13 protein-coding genes are annotated in these 15920 nt (G+C 30.7%); 1 reads left to right on the plus strand and 12 read right to left on the minus strand.

The window, feature by feature from the left end; translation table 11 throughout:
* The first annotated feature begins 3 nt into the window (after nucleotides 1-3).
* The gene (locus tag Z053_RS0104960; protein ID WP_025663936.1) at nucleotides 4-576 is read left to right on the plus strand and encodes a DUF4251 domain-containing protein; all 573 of its coding nucleotides are present in this window, start codon (nucleotides 4-6) and stop codon (nucleotides 574-576) included.
* Nucleotides 577-1528: 952 nt separating this feature from the next.
* On the opposite strand, the gene Z053_RS0104965 is transcribed toward Z053_RS0104960, so the two are convergent.
* The 12 genes from Z053_RS0104965 to Z053_RS29850 all read right to left on the minus strand — a co-directional run bounded on the left by Z053_RS0104965 (nucleotide 1529) and on the right by Z053_RS29850 (nucleotide 15066).
* Nucleotides 1529-2596 carry an asparaginase domain-containing protein gene (locus tag Z053_RS0104965; RefSeq protein ID WP_025663937.1) on the minus strand — a complete coding sequence of 356 codons (1068 nt, stop codon included), beginning with the start codon at nucleotides 2594-2596 and terminating at the stop codon, nucleotides 1529-1531.
* Nucleotides 2597-2628: 32 nt separating this feature from the next.
* Nucleotides 2629-3369, minus strand: coding sequence for a hypothetical protein (locus Z053_RS0104970; protein WP_025663938.1), 741 nt, complete (start codon nucleotides 3367-3369; stop codon nucleotides 2629-2631).
* 4 nt (nucleotides 3370-3373) lie between these two features.
* Nucleotides 3374-4543 (minus strand): zinc ribbon domain-containing protein, encoded by a 1170-nt coding sequence (locus tag Z053_RS29845; RefSeq protein WP_025663939.1) that lies wholly within the window; start codon nucleotides 4541-4543, stop codon nucleotides 3374-3376.
* 305 nt (nucleotides 4544-4848) lie between these two features.
* Nucleotides 4849-5868 carry a transglutaminase family protein gene (locus Z053_RS0104980; RefSeq protein ID WP_025663940.1) on the minus strand — a complete coding sequence of 340 codons (1020 nt, stop codon included), beginning with the start codon at nucleotides 5866-5868 and terminating at the stop codon, nucleotides 4849-4851.
* A 24-nt stretch (nucleotides 5869-5892) separates the two neighbouring features.
* A complete protein-coding gene (locus Z053_RS0104985) occupies nucleotides 5893-6864 on the minus strand; it encodes a hypothetical protein (protein WP_025663941.1) in 972 nt (323 codons plus the stop codon).
* Nucleotides 6851-7276, minus strand: a complete 426-nt coding sequence (locus Z053_RS0104990; RefSeq protein ID WP_025663942.1) for a hypothetical protein — start codon at nucleotides 7274-7276, stop codon at nucleotides 6851-6853. Before Z053_RS0104990 ends, Z053_RS0104985 begins: the two co-directional genes overlap by 14 nt.
* Nucleotides 7277-8495: 1219 nt before the next feature.
* Nucleotides 8496-9155, minus strand: coding sequence for an HhH-GDP family DNA glycosylase (locus tag Z053_RS0104995; protein ID WP_025663943.1), 660 nt, complete (start codon nucleotides 9153-9155; stop codon nucleotides 8496-8498).
* Between the two features lie 12 nt (nucleotides 9156-9167).
* A complete protein-coding gene (locus Z053_RS0105000; protein ID WP_025663944.1) occupies nucleotides 9168-9785 on the minus strand; it encodes a 7-cyano-7-deazaguanine synthase in 618 nt (205 codons plus the stop codon).
* Nucleotides 9778-11091: a nucleoside 2-deoxyribosyltransferase gene (locus Z053_RS0105005; RefSeq protein WP_025663945.1), complete on the minus strand. Its 1314-nt coding sequence runs from the start codon at nucleotides 11089-11091 to the stop codon at nucleotides 9778-9780. The genes Z053_RS0105000 and Z053_RS0105005 overlap by 8 nt, the downstream gene beginning before the upstream one ends.
* Nucleotides 11091-11462 (minus strand): hypothetical protein, encoded by a 372-nt coding sequence (locus tag Z053_RS0105010; RefSeq protein ID WP_025663946.1) that lies wholly within the window; start codon nucleotides 11460-11462, stop codon nucleotides 11091-11093. The genes Z053_RS0105005 and Z053_RS0105010 overlap by 1 nt, the downstream gene beginning before the upstream one ends.
* Before the next feature lie 302 nt (nucleotides 11463-11764).
* Entirely contained in the window at nucleotides 11765-12232 is a 468-nt protein-coding gene (locus Z053_RS0105015; protein ID WP_025663947.1) for a GIY-YIG nuclease family protein, read from the minus strand.
* 218 nt (nucleotides 12233-12450) lie between these two features.
* Nucleotides 12451-15066: a tetratricopeptide repeat protein gene (locus tag Z053_RS29850; protein WP_025663948.1), complete on the minus strand. Its 2616-nt coding sequence runs from the start codon at nucleotides 15064-15066 to the stop codon at nucleotides 12451-12453.
* Nucleotides 15067-15920 lie beyond the last annotated feature (854 nt).

The raw sequence follows: 15920 nt of genomic DNA on the forward strand, positions 1-15920 counted from the left end.
AAAATGAAAACTCTTTTTTTAGTACTTATAAGCTGTTTACTATTGAGTTGTGGAAGTTCACAAAGTCCAGTAGTATCTACAGAACAAAGTAAAACATTAGATGAATTGGTAGCGCAAAAAAAACTAGAGATTATATCGGATTGGGCATCACCAGTAACGAGCGGTAGTTTTAACGCATTGGCCAATAGCGGATTATTACCTGTAGGAAGTACAGGAAACAATATAAATCTAATCGGAAATTATAATCATTTTAGAATCCTGGGAGATAGTATCTCTGTGGATTTACCATATTTTGGAGAACGTCAAATATCTGCAGGTTTTAATAATAAAAATAACAATATAGAATTTGATGGTGTACCAGAACATACTAAGGTTACATATAATGAGAAAAAGCAACGGTACTCCATAAATTTTGAAATTAGGAATGCTACAGAATGGCTTAGAATATCAATAACACTATATTCAAATTTGAGAAGTGATATTATGATACAGAGCAATCACCGAACATCGATACGATATAGAGGTATGGTATCAAAATTAGAAGATAAGAATCATACAGCGGTATCGAATAATTAATCTGAACTAAATCAATAGTAGAGCAGCATTCAAATATTCTATTTTACATAATATAAATTATAGTACAAATATAATATATGAGTAAAACGGCGAATAGAACTTTTTCGGTTCTATTTTACATAGATGCAGATATAGCGCCTTTAGGTCTATATCGTCAGCATTTATGTAACAGCCGTTTTACGACCTGAGTTTCATTAATATTCGTAAGCTATAATGTAATATTATGTAAAATATCCCATAAAGTCTTGAACACACAATAAACTGTAGTACTTGGGTCATTAAACATTAGGCTCTTGAGTTTAGTACTAAATAAGAAACATTCTGCTGTTTGTAGCTATAATTTGCCGTTATGTAAAATTGCCGCTGCCTATGCGCTCGATTGTTTTATAAAAATTTAAATGCCTGATATGGCATTTATTTTTATACACAATATCCAACCGCATAGCCCACGCCAAAAAAAGCAAATACTTTTAGGTGTATTATAAATCGCGTATTTAATAAAATATACGTACAAAAAGTTTTTACGCGATTCTCGTGAAGGTTCCCGCATAAGCATTTTTAGCGTTTATGATTTTGTATCTCTGCAAACATTATCCAGCGGCATCATCTCGCAGCTTTACAAAATTGATTCACAGGATCAATTTCATAAACTCGTCTATGCACATGCTATCTGCAGAACACAGATTAAACATCATAAGGGTTTGCATATCTTTTTTCCTTGATGAAAAAAGAAACAAAAAAATCAAGGCTGCACAAAACTTTGGAAACAATCACAGCGCAGTCGCTATATTTTAGAAAACATTCTAACTCCTAAGATTGCTTTAAACTAGAATCAATATCTATAGTTTTGATTAAACCTTTGTACTAAACCTCTAAAATATGAACGCTCCTTTACCTATTGTTTTCTCCAAAGTTTTCTGAGATAGAATTAACTAACCTTAATTTAATATGATCAATTAGTAATCTTGATTTTCGGTAATTTTCCTCTTTTATTAATTTCTCCTCGCATATTATAACCCATTAAGGATTGTATATCGGAATAAGATTTTCCTTGTTTGATCAGATAATACAACTTTGCTACAGTAGCTTCAGTCGTCATGTCAAATCCGCTGATAGCCCCAAATTTTTTAAAAGCATTACTATTAGCATAGGATCCAAATACCACATTACCATGTAATGGTTGACTCAATACAACGACTACTATCTCGGCATTTTGCAGTTCAATTAAGGCTTTTTTAAATTCATTGCTGGCAGGACCATTTCCAGATCCATATGCCTCTACCACAATAGCTTTTACATTTTTATCAGTCGCAATACTCATTAAAAATTTAGAATCAATTCCTGGGAATAATTTGACTACCACAACTTCAATTTTATCCAAAACTATATCCGCATATCTAAATGTATTCCTACTTGAAGTCCATAAGTATCTTTTATCTATATTGATAATCCCATTGTCTATTCTTCCAAGTGATTTCTGCCTTGGAGACATAAAACCATCAAATTGTATTGAACTTACTTTTGTTGCTCTACAGCCTTTTAGAATCAAATTATTAAATACTATACAAACTTCCTGAACACCATATCTTCCTGTCGCTAATTCAAAAGAATTAAATAGGTTATTAAATGCATCACTATTAGGTTCAAATATTGATACTTGTGAACCTGTTAAAACAATTGGCTTGCGAAGAGATTTTATAAGAAAAGAGAGCATTGAACTAGTATAGGCTAATGTATCAGTCCCATGGACAATAACAAAACCATCATAATCATCATAATTCTTTCTAATATCCATTAGAATATCATTCCAGTTTCTTGGCTTAATGTCTGAACTATCAATTAATTTCTTATATTCATTGAACGTGATATCGATATTCCGATTATTATTCCAAACCTGATATTCTTTACTTCCTCTTATAAATTTTTCAAACTGATTTTTAACATTAGTAAAACCTTTAGCCCTTTTCTTCATTCCAATAGTTCCTCCAGTATAAGCTACATATATATTACTTCTATCCATTATTTATTCAGAATTTTTGGTTATGAAATAAATCATGATTTGTTCCAATTAGAATAATCTATTGTATGCATTAAATCTTCAATTACAATTCTCAAATCATCTCTAATTTTATCAATGTCAGGTTTTTTAGCGCTAAACTTTCTATTATGAGCACTTAAGTCGCCTAAAGCTTTTATTTTCGGTAAACTTCTAGCGGTATTTCTATTAACAGACCACTTGCTTTCTAAAAGAAACTTATCGATTAAATCACTCAAAAAAAAGTAATGATTATCATTACCTTTTATTTTCTGTTCAATACCATGTCTCTCAAAACATTCAATTATTAGGGTTTCTAACAATTTTCTAATCATAACAAGAGAAGCATCGAATAAACCAATATCATAACAAATAGAAGCTTGTTCGCCTATTTTAAGTAAATATCCCCTTGTATTCTCTAGTAAAACTTGAGGATACAAACCATCCGAAGGTTTAGGTAAAGGCTTGTTATTAGTGATTAAATCTATTTCCTGTTTTTTACTTCTTTCTAAATAAAATCCATTAGTTCTTTTTATAAATTTTTGATTTTTACCTTTCTTTGAAAACCTATTTAAATAAGATCCAATATTTGAATATGGTGGTAGATGCATTTCGTCAAAGCAACTACTAATATCCTTTGCTTTTACACCATCTTGTTTTTTTATTATCAAAAGATAATAGACAAAATAATCAATCTGTTCCGAGCTACTTAGATTATTAAACTCTTTAATGTTATTACAGAATATATCTATAGCCATATATCTATTTACGTTTTAAATCATGGCTAATTGCGTTTTCCCCCTTGGTAGGTACGGATATCTTATTTATATCTTTTGTGTCAATCCAACCTTTATCTTTTTCAGTATCTTTTAAACTTTGATATAAAGCAGTTGGTATTCTCAAACCTAGTTCTTTATAACAAGTATAAACATGGTCCAATCCACATTCTGTATTTCCTAAAACTTTGGTTAAATAGTAAACAATAAGTAGATTCCTTTCATAGTTGGTTTTGGCATCAAATTCTCCATAAAAATCTTTAAGACTTCTATTATTATTTGGGTATAAGTTTAAATCTTTTACCAATTTTATCTTTTGTGATGAACTTGAATTTTTACTTCTTTTTTCCTCTTTATTGTCTCTAGCAGTAGTTTTATTTTTGGTTGATGAGCTTGATTTTAAATTGCTTAAATCCCATTTGCCCGTTACTTTATCATTTAAAACATCCTGGAGATATTTATTGGCTTGAATTAAACCAGGTCTTCTAAACTCAACTCCTTCAGAATCTACCATAAAATGAGCTTTAGCATTGCTAAATGCCCCTCTATAATTTCCATCATATACTCCGCAATAACTTAAAAGGCCATTTATGGTTGACTTATCAATTTTATCTTTTCCTTTTTCTTTATAGAATAGTACAATCAAATAAGTTAGCCTCATCGCATAATTTGTTTTTCCAGAAGCTTTTAAATCCGTTTCAAGTAGATCCAATTTTCCATTTTTATCTCTAAAGATAAAATCAATACCTTCTTGATTAGATTGATTTGTAACTTGAGTATTTTCTTCTTTTATTTCTTCTCCTACTATATCAATGATACTTTCAGAGATAGGATCCTCATTATTTGAAGTTTGAGCACTATTTGTTCCTAACTTTTTCTGATTTGCCATAAAAATTTTACCGAATGTTTCTGTAACATCCTTACCTACTGTATCAGTAAATTCAGCTTCAAACTTTTTTCCATCATAAACAATTCTATTCATTGAAGAAGGTTCACTTCTACTTTTAATATCCTTCCCACAAACCTCACAACATATATCATCCAAACTCAACAATTCTTTACAGTCTAGACATTTAACCTGTGTTTTACATCTTCCACAAAAAATAGCTTTATCGGATATATCTTTTGAACAATTTGGACATTCTATTTTATTCATAATACTAATACTTAATTTCAAAACAAACAGTATTAGTCAAATTTTTTATTTGACCAATTTTAAATAATATTTGGAGAGGGGTAATTATGACGAATTATAAATTTAATATTAGATTTCTTATCAAAAACAGATTGTTTTAGGACTTTTTAACAATCATATTAACATTACGCAATAAAACACAGGGCGAATTCTCTACCATTCCACACACATTCCCCTACTCTCCTACCGTCGAACGGGTAATAAGTGTTTCATTACCTTTTTTATTGGAACTTTTCGTTAGAAAACTTTTAAAGAAAATGTTGTCATTAATCTTGAGGTCTATATCCTAGTTCAAAACATGTTTGATTATTTTTATAACCATCTAGCTGCTTTTTGTCGTTGCCTCCTTTTTTCTCATACATTATTGCTTTAGTAAAATCTCCATTAGAAGCACACGCACATCCCATCGTGTCATTGTAGGCTTTATTATCTTCAAACATACTTACTGCTTCTGTAGCAAGCTTAAGAGCAATAATATTATCATTTTTCACATTAGCATATTCCTTCGTGGTGAGTAGAAACCAAGCAAGATTATTTCTAGATAAGTGGCTAAATGGTCTCAATTCGAGAGATTTCTCTAAAACTTTTCTAGTTTCCCTTGCCTTTAGGTCGGTTAAAGAAAGAACTAGGCTGTAGAAATAAGCTTCATCATCATCCAGAGACATTGATTGAAGATATTTATTTTTTACTGCTTCCTCTATAGTGAATACACTTGAATTTGTAACCGATTCACCATGCATGTATTGTGTATCACTATAGATTGGTGATATGGAATAACCTAACGCTACATTTGTGTCCCAATTTAGATACTCTGCATCTGAATAATAGTACCTAATAAAGCTATGATTAGGAACCTCTACCATATAAATTGGAAGGTTCAATTCTTGTGCAACCATAATATATAACATTGAACCAGTATCACAATCCATTTTCTTTTTTGTTAACATCTCAGTTAAGGTATAGGTATGGATGTATAAATTAAAATTAAATCCTTTGAGAGTCCTATTAATTGATTGTAGAATGGTTATGGCTTTTTCTCTATCATCAGTCAAAGAATCTAAAATAATTGGATCAAGCTTTGATTTAGCAGAATCAATAATATCATCGAGTAATTTGTACATTGAATTATATCCACTTCCTGATTTATTTGTTAAATTCTGTTCCGTTCTGAGTATTTTATGGGTAATAGTGTTGTATTTTGGTTTGTAAACCTGGCTACCAGACTCTTGAGCCAATAAAGAAAAGTAAGTAAATAAGAAGAAGCAAAGTGTTATATTTAGTTTCATATCTATAGAATTGTTAATTTCTTTTTATTTATCCAATACAAATTTAGCTGTAAGTGTTAATTGAGAAAATGTTTGGTCAGCAAGGCCTTTTAAAGGGTTTCCTCCCTCTTGATAGGCATATTTAAGTCCTAATTGATATCCTTTTTTTTCATTAATTAAAAAGTTAACTCCTGCAGATGCAGTGAGTAAATTACCAACAAACAATTCCGTGTTTTTCGAATTAATTTGAAATCGATGATCAATTCCAAAAGAAAACTGTAACATACGGTATTGTTTAAATACACGATATATCAATCCACTTAAGGGATAAATATTCAAAGAATAAACCATGTTACCCAATACTAAATCTTCATTTGACATATATTCGACTCCAAAGGTGTGGGAACTGGAAAATTGAATATAATCTGAAGTAAATCGTTTACTAGAATCTGGATTTTCAATATCTGGATTATTTTCGTAATTTTTATATTCATCCCTAGGGTAAAAGTTTTCAATATTAAGTAAAGCATCTCCAAAATTCCCTCCCACTCCTTTAGAAGCAAGATTAAAATGTAAAAGATACTGTCCGCCATCTGTTTTGGCTATTCTATCATTTGAGTATTTTGCTGTACCCAAAAACTTCACCTTGTAGTTTTTTAATAAAAAGAACTCCGAATTTTCCCAAAGATGAAACATTATTTGTCCCCCAAATTGGGTAACATCTTGTTCTTTATTTATTAAATTATTACGATGCTTTTCAGCAAATACGCTCACGGAATAACTCTTTATTGTATTGTCAGGAAAATTTAATCCCACTTCAATAAAACCTTGAATGCTTTCTGAGTTAGGAATTGTATCTCTCGGAAAAGTCGCAGTAATTGAACCGGCTTTAGTTTTTGTTGTTGAATTATCTACAGATTGTCCTACTTGAATCTTAAGATCTTGGGCAGACACTACACTCGAAATTAAAAAAAATAGAACTACTAAATTCGATGTATTATATTTATGGAAGTTCATTGATAATCAATTTAATAAGGTCCAACACTTTTTTTGCTTTTACAGTCTGCTGTGAGGTTATTTTCTTAGACGGTTTACCTAAATCTCCTTCAATTGCCACTTTCTTTAAAATAGCATTGCACCATTTAGGCAATAAATGAACCATGGCATGGTGACTAAATCCGATATAATTCTTTAAACTAGAATTTTTATGTATTCCAACCACACCACTTTCTTTCGTAAGTTTGGCAATAAGAAGTAGTTCTATATAATTATCTGCCCAAATATCCTTTTTAATATTTTGATGTAAATATTTCATTACCTTTCGAATTGTTGCATTATTGGTGTTTTGACCAACAGTATTCAACACTTTTAAAACAACTTTGGCTCTGTCCTCTTTTAAAGCAAAGCTAATTTCTATTTCTTCCCCCATAATACTTCAAGAGTTTATTAATTAAACAATGTGTTACTATTCTCAAAACTAGATAATTAGACTACGTAAAACCATACCCATTGCAGGGTATTATATTTTTTATAAATATTAGATTAGGGAGAATTATAAAATGACGATTGGAATATTTAAACTTAATAAGAGGTTCTTTATCAAAAAATAAGTAAAAACACCTGTTTTTAAGTCTCTTATAAAAGTAAATACTTTTATTTTATGTTTTTTATGGAAATCCGTAATCAGTAAAAACTTCGAGAAATTAGAACCACTCCACACACATTACACTCCCCTCCTGCCGTCGGCTCGCATAATAAGTGTTCCATTACCTTTTTTAAAGGAACATTTCGTTAGAAAACTTTTAAAATAAACTGTAGAACTAAAAACTTTGCTTTTACCCAAAGCAAAGTGACATAACGCAAGTACATTATAGTACAAATGTGTTTATTGAAGCAAATTGGCGAATACGAAGTATTTTATATAATTGCAGATATAGCGACATCTATGTAAAATTGCCGCTGCCTATGCGCTCGATTGTTTTATAAAAATGTAAATGCCTGATATGGCATTTATTTTTACACACAATATCCAACCGCATAGCCCACGCCAAAAAAAGCAAAACTTTTAGGTAACTTATAAATCCCGTATTTGATAAAATATACGTGAAAAAAGTTTTTACGCGATTCTCGTGAAGGTTCCCGCATAAGCATTTTTAGCGTTTATGATTTGTATCTCTGCAAACATTATCCAGCCGCATCATCTCGCAGCTTTACAAAATTGATTCACAGGATCAATTTTGTAAACTCGTCTATGCACATGCTAACTGCAGAACATAGACTAAACTTACTAAGGTTTGCATATCTTTTTGTCTTGATACAAAAAGAAATCGAAGATTGAGATTTGGCGGTAGCCAGATCTCAATAGAGATTCACGAACTCCAATAAAGTATTAACGCGTGAGCTAAACAAAAAAATCAAGGCTGCACAAAACTTTGGAAACAATCACGGCGCAGTCGCTATATTTTAGAAAGCACTCTAACTCATAAGATTGTTTGAGACAAAAATGAATATGCAAAAATTTGATTAAACCTTAGTACTAGAATCTCTAAAATATCGACGCTCCTTTGCCTATTGTTTATGCCAAAGTTTTCTGAGGCCGTTTTTTAGCTTTTAGATTCTATTTTACATAATATTACCATTCTGAAATTTTATAAAAATTGCATTTCTAGCTGTCTTGTATCTGTAGAAACAATATTTTTTGAAGACATATAATACCAAATAGTTTCGTCCAATGATGATCTAGAAACGTTTAATAAATCAGCAGCGAATTCTACTATTTTCTTAGTATAATCATAATTAATATGAGGCAAACCGGCTGATTCCATAAAGCCTATGATATGTCGATCTACGGCTATTGTATCAAAATTTAATAATTTCATTGTATAATCTAGTGTTTTAGGGCCAAGACCTTTAACAGATAAAAACAAAATTCTATTATCTCTATAGCTTAAAAAGTCGGTTAAATCATCACAACTATTAATATTTCTTTCAGAACAGAATCTTACTAAATCACTAAATCTTTCAAGTTTAACTGGATGTTTCCAATTTAAAATTTTCTCAAGACCATATTTTTCAATAGCTAATTCTAAATTATCAACATTATTTGCTTGAGGAAAATCTATCATAACCCTTTCAACACGAGGCTTCACAACGCTTTTGTAATTCAATCCAGCTTGTAAAATGATATCTGTGAACAATGCTCCAATATGAGTATAACCGGAATATCTTCTTTGTTGATTTAAAGATAGCTCATCTAAAGATTTAATATATTCAACTAAACTTCTGGCAGATTCTATTACTATTTGCATAGTATTTCTAGTTTATAATTTATTTAATGCTTCTAACCTATCGACACAATTCGGACAAGCCCCACATGGAACTTCGGAGGAAGCTTGACAGGAAAATGTTTTTCCTATTGGTGCTTTAACTTTTATACCTATTTGTGCAACTTCAAATTTTGTTTTTTCTAAAAATGGCATTTTAATTTTAATAGCTCCATATTCTCCTAACATCATTTCCATTCTCGAAAAAAATTCCTTTGAACAATCTATTTCTTTAGCATGATTACTATTTATAAATGCTGAATAAACTTCTTTTATTTTTAAAGATTGTGCAAAAGAGGCTGCTAATGTAAGAATTAATATGTTTCTATATGGAATATATAAATCGTCAGCGGTAATATTATCTTCCCATAAATTAGCTTCATTTATGAATTTACTATTAGAATATTTATAAACGCTACTAATATCTATAATTTCAATTTTATCAACGTGCGTTTTTGGTAAAACACTCTTCAAAGTTGCAAGTTCGGTATCAACGCAATGTTGACCATATCTTATAAATAAAGGAATAAAATCTATTCCTTTGTCTAATAACCAATATGCCATTGTTGTTGAATCTAATCCACCAGAGGCTAGTAAAATTACTTTGTTATTCATTTAATTTCGATAATTCATTAAATACTTCAGAAATAATAACATCTAAATCAGATGATACTATTTCAGGCATTTCGGTTAACATACAATTATAAGCTCTATTATAGGGATCAAACACTAAACAGGGTATTCCTAAAGCCTTGGCGTATCCAAGTTCTATCATTGTTCCTGGATCATCATTTATATAAACAACTATTAGTAATTTGCATTTTTTAATTAATTCAATATCATTGTTATAGGTGTTAATCCTCTCCTCTTTTGTATTCTTAATAGATAATTGTCCATTCTCTTTCACCGGTCTTCTTGGGCAAAAATTATGATATTGTAATGATTCTACCAAAATCTCGATCTGTGATGTATCCAGATAATCAAAATCAGGTGCAGCAATATAAATTGGAAATAATTGTCTTTTTTCCCAAGGTAAAACACAGCCTCCCATTGAAATTATATCCTCAATTTTAGTTTTTAAAACCCTTGATATATTTTTTTTAAAATCATCAGGATAAGTTGTTGAGGCATATTCACAAGCAATCCAAGAAGATAAAAAAGCAGCATTATTAATACCTAACTTTTGGTAATTGGCAATGTAACACGCATTATATGCGTCACCAATTCCAACAGAATGTACTATGGGTTGAGTAATTGATGGTATTTGATATTTTTTCTCATTATCAAAATCGTAAATTCTAGACCCACCCCTATTTTCTTTAAGAACTAATACACCACATCTACCCTTAAATAGCGAGTAAAATTGTTCAAATGAATCGTTATAATTGCTAAGAAATAAATCTGATGATGTGGATAAAAAGATGGTTTTAAAATAATATCCATCCAATTGTGAAAATGACGATATATTATTACTTAAATCAATGTGTACGTTACAATTTTCGTCTATTTCTTTTAAAATCAAACCTAAATTAAAGTTCCCAGAGGTTATTAATATTTCTTTATACCCTTTCAGGCTTTTAAAATTTTCGGTATTATACTCAATCTCTATTTGATCCCTTAGGATAAAATCATATAATTGATTTCCTGTTTCTTTAACGCTACCAATCAAGAATGTATAGGGAGCCCCATTTATTATACCTAATGGAAGGGTTTCCTTTACACCGTGATGATTACAAAACTTGTAAATTTCTTTAAAAAGATATGATGGCGCAAAAAACTTAACATCGTAATCAGTGTTTATCGCCCATAAACTTCTGGCAGAATGAGTTATACCACCAAAACGAATTTTAATTTCATCTCCATTTTGAGGCAAAGTAATATCCGTTACTATATCTCCAAGAATACAAATTTCCGATTTCATTAATTACTTGGTATAACATCAATACTTACAGCTGCAACCAGATCACTAGAAGAACTAGCTACTCTTCCTATAAAAGAATAGCCATCATCTAAACACATTTTTATATAATTAAATTTTGTAGGAAGATAACCCACAGTCAAACCATCTTTCGAAATTGCTGTTGGTCTTTTATCAAAGCCTATTTTAACTTCATCCCCTACTTTAGGAACATCTTTTTTTTCAATATAATAAGGGCATCTGTCTATTTCCTCTAACATAGCTGTGAAAGCTTTTTCGCATTTGTTTTCACCGCTTGATCCACCAGATTTTCCTCCTCCTGTTGGTTTACTCCCCGGATAATCTGAAAAATTTCCTGAACCACTACTTCCCATATTTTTGTAATTAAAGTTATTTACTTGAACACTAAATCATAAATTAATTCCTGAAACTATCCATAGAACTAAGTTTACTATAATTCAATTTAATTAGACAATTAAACAAAAGTGAGTGGGGTAATTATAATTTTAAACTAAAAAGAATATTTTCAAATTTACAGAAAGCAGATGATTTATATTTGCGGGAAAACCTCATATTTTAAATTAAATTAAGAGAAATATCCCCATTTCAAGAACATTCTTCTACCATCCTTCTATAGTTTCAGGTAATAGCAAGTAGTGAAATTTTCTTGTTATATTTAATTGTTTTTCCTATTAAGAGTATCTATAATTTCGTTTATTTCAGGTAATTCAAAATCAATTAATGGATCGATTAATTCTATTGTCTCCTTATTAGCTGAATAGTCATATTCTTCAACAAATTTTATTCTTTTATCAGCTCTCTTTAGGTGTCTGAAACCACCAAATACGTTTTCAGCACCATACTTTTTACTAACAATAACGGTTACGTAATCCTCTAAATCGTGAATATTAATACTATCACTATAGGTAATTCCAGTCCGTATAATAAATAATAACTCAAGTGGAGGATTTGTCCTAAGATATTGTAATCTGTTACTTAATCTACCAAAATGGCCATATTTCATTCTACTAAATAGATTTGATGTATGCCCAACATAAAATTTATCATTTTCACAGAATAATGTATAAATTATTTCATCACGATGGGGATAGCCATTAGAAAGTATATATCTTAAGTATTTCATCAGATAAGAATAAAGTTACTCGTTTAATTTGTCATTTCACACACATTCCCCTACTCTCCTATCGTCGAACGGGAAATAAGTGTTCCATTACCTTTTTTAAAGAAACATTTTGTTAGAAAACTTTTAATATAAACTGTAGAAGTATTAAACTTTAGTACATTATAGACCGATTGATATAAAATTTTTACACAAAGTTATTTTCAAACAAATATAATTTTCTAGCTCGAAACCGAAATAAACCGATCTATTCTATTCTTCAAAGCGGGGTTCACAGTTTCCACTTTTAGTTTACTAAGTTTATTTATATAGGTCTCCTTTATAGGGTCATCAAACCCTGACCAAATTCTCTCGATTAATCCTAGTATCAATATTTGCTGATCAATATCGTTGCTGAGTAAATCGAATGCATCAAAAAAATTGACAGTAGCAGAGCGATAGTCATTTATTGCCGCCTTTAAGAATGCAGCCTGAGTATAAATGTTTATTCGTTCAAAATACTCGAAATGCTCAAAACTATTATCTATATATTCCAAATGTTTACTAATTCTATGTAGATTTCCCAATTCCAATTCTATTTGAGCTAAACGTAAATGGCATTTTCCTATAACGACCTCGTTGATAATTGAATCAATATCTTTATATCTATGTAGGATTGATTTGATTCTATCCTTATGGTTTAGAAGTTCTTGTTTGGCTATCTCGTATGTAGTAAGTCCCAAAACTATTGTAGCATAGGTGTCATAATCTATTTCTGAAGAATCAAGAAAATCTAGCATCTCGTCTAACGCCTGTTTTTGATTCGTCAACTTATAAATATTAAACAGGCAGTTTGCCACATTCGTTTGATTGTCTAGTTTTCGATATATTTTGAGTGCATCATTAAGTAGTTTTTGCGATCCCGGTTTATTGCTCAATTTAAGCACAATTGCTAAATTTTCCATAGTCGAGGCTTCAGAATCTCGATCACCTAGTCTTTTCGCAATATTTAAGGCCTCTCTATATTGTTGTTCCGATTTTTCTAGTCTATTCCCCGCCATATGGAGTTTTGCCAAATTATTTAGAACAGCTAAGGTACTTTGGCTTTCATCCTGAGTCTCTAATAAGGAATATAACTCATCTAACAATTGACTTGCCTCAGTACGCCTATTCTGTTTCTGGAGGTAGGCCGAATAATTAATCATTGCTCTAAGCTCCACATCATAGCTTCTGTGCTTATTTAACAGTTTAAGTGCTTTTTGATATTGTTGTTCCGCTTCCTTGAATTTACCCATTTTTTCAAGGACAGTAGCTTGTGTTACAGATAGATTTGCAATCTTGATGGGATTAACAATATTGCCCTCTTCGGATATTGAATTTGCTAAGGCAATGGATTGTTTTATTCTTTGCAATGCATCAGGGTTTTTTGATTGTGCAATATCGACCTGCGCCAGTTTTATTTCCAGATCCGATTGACGAGCTATATTATTAGTTTTTTCGAACCAATCCAGAGATTCCAGATATGCGCTTTTCGCTTTGAGAATATTACCTTTTTTAAGAAAAATAAACCCTCGATTCGCAAGTATTAGTCCATTTAAATGAGGGGATTTTCTTTCTTGATTGTAGAAAGCTGCACTATCTAAATAGAGCATTGCGATCTCCGGACTTGACTGGTGCCTTGCCGATAAATTTAAATATGTAGTCGATAGGGCATTCTTATCATTTTTAATTTTGAAAATTGATAGAGCCTTTTGACATAATTTATTAGATTTCTCTTTGTAATTTGGTCCTTTACCATCTAGTATTACTGACTTATTCAACAAAATTGTGGCATGGTCTATCGAAGTTGTATCGGCGGTTTGTAGTGCATTTTGATAGTCGGCTTCTGCTCTTATGTAGTTCCCCAACAGTCTATTTTTATTACCTTTTACAATATTTAGTTTGGTTTGGTTGGACAAACTCAAGTTGGGTGATTTTTGAAGTTCTGAAATAATCTTATCTGCCTCACCCATATCACCTAAATGAATAAAAGATTCTGCAAGTTTAAGAGTTACTTCATTACTTTTTTCTTTCAATCCCAACTTGTTATATATCGAAGAAGCCTTCGTTAAATAATTTTTAGATTTTGCAATTAAACCCAGATAGGAGAAGTCTTCAGCTTTATTGGAATAGTGGTGCGCCAAAAGAAATTGAGAAGTAAACGGTATGGTTCCGAACATTATGATGAATAGAGAAAGTAATAGAACAAACTTCCTAATACTAATTTTGTATATTTTAAGAAACTTATCAGCAGTTACATTTTTTTTAATAAATTTCTCAAAAAATAATAAAACTGTTACACCAATTATAATTGAAGTAATAACAGTAAAAAAGTTAATCTTAGCGAAGAAGCCCCAAATCTGATTTATTCCGGAGAAAACCGAAACCAAGGTTGTAAAAATTACAATTGGTAAAGGATCTTTTTGTTTTTGCGAAAGACGTTTTACTAGAATTTCTATTTGTTCTTGGTTAATTTCGAGTGGAGTAGCTTGATAATGTAATTCGTGATCCCTCTTCCATTGTTTTAGTTTTTCAGTATCATAATCATCTACATTGTCAATATTATCAATGATTTCATGATGCTCTCCACAAAGGAGTATTAAATTTTCGTATGATCTTCTTTCTTCGTCTGTCATTTCTTCATTATACCTGGGACCATTTGGACTCGCTGCAGAAATATGACAAATTTGTCCGATCACGGTCTTTTGATCTTCAGCAATGACCGGATTTGTACAACCAGGCTTTGCGCATTGATTTCCTGAAAAAGCAAATAACTTTTTTATGTCGGATATTCTATAATTTCTGGCTTTTCTTGACATATAAGTATGAGTACGACTGTACGAGATAGCTGATTAAAATAAAAATTTTAAATATTTAAAATTAGGGGAATACAGAAATATACAAAGTTTTATTGTTTGATCCAATTAGTTGAGTTGTAATAAAGTAATTTGTAGAAATTAGACCAATATTCTATTTTACAATTGCTAATGTCGGAGATTTAATCAATATATATCAAATTATTACATAAATATAATAATAAAATATCCCAATTTAACCCATTCCACACACATTACACTCCCCTCCTCCCGTCGGCTCATATAATAAGTGTTCCATTACCTTTTTTTAAGAAACATTTCGTTAGAAAACTTTTAAAACAAACTGTAGAACAAAAAACTTTGCTTTTCCCAAAGCAAAGTGACATAACGCAAGTACATTATAGTACAAATATGTTTATTTGAGTAAAACGGCGGATACCGCGTATTTGATATAATATCAGATATAAGTACGCGCCAGCGTATTATATCGATAGATATTATGTCAAAGCCGTTTTACGCACGCAAGTTTATTATTAGTAACTATAATGTAATACTATGTAAAATATCCCACAGTAATTCTATTTCATAGTGATCTTAGCTACTTGGGTCATTAAAATTCTTTTGTGGCGTTTATGATTAAACCTCACGTTTATATTTGTAGCTATAATTTGCCGTTATGTAAAATTGCCGCCTACCAATCACTCGATTGTTTTTTTAGAATAATTGTGCTATCGCAACAATTTTCTAAAACACAATTATCCATCGCTTGCCAGCCGCCAAAAAAAGCAAACACTTTTAGATGCATTGTAAATCAAGTATTTGATAAAATATACGTGCAAAAAGTTTTTACGCGATTC

The organism is Aquimarina megaterium XH134, from assembly GCF_000520975.1.
GTDB classification, from domain to species: Bacteria; Bacteroidota; Bacteroidia; order Flavobacteriales; family Flavobacteriaceae; genus Aquimarina; species Aquimarina megaterium.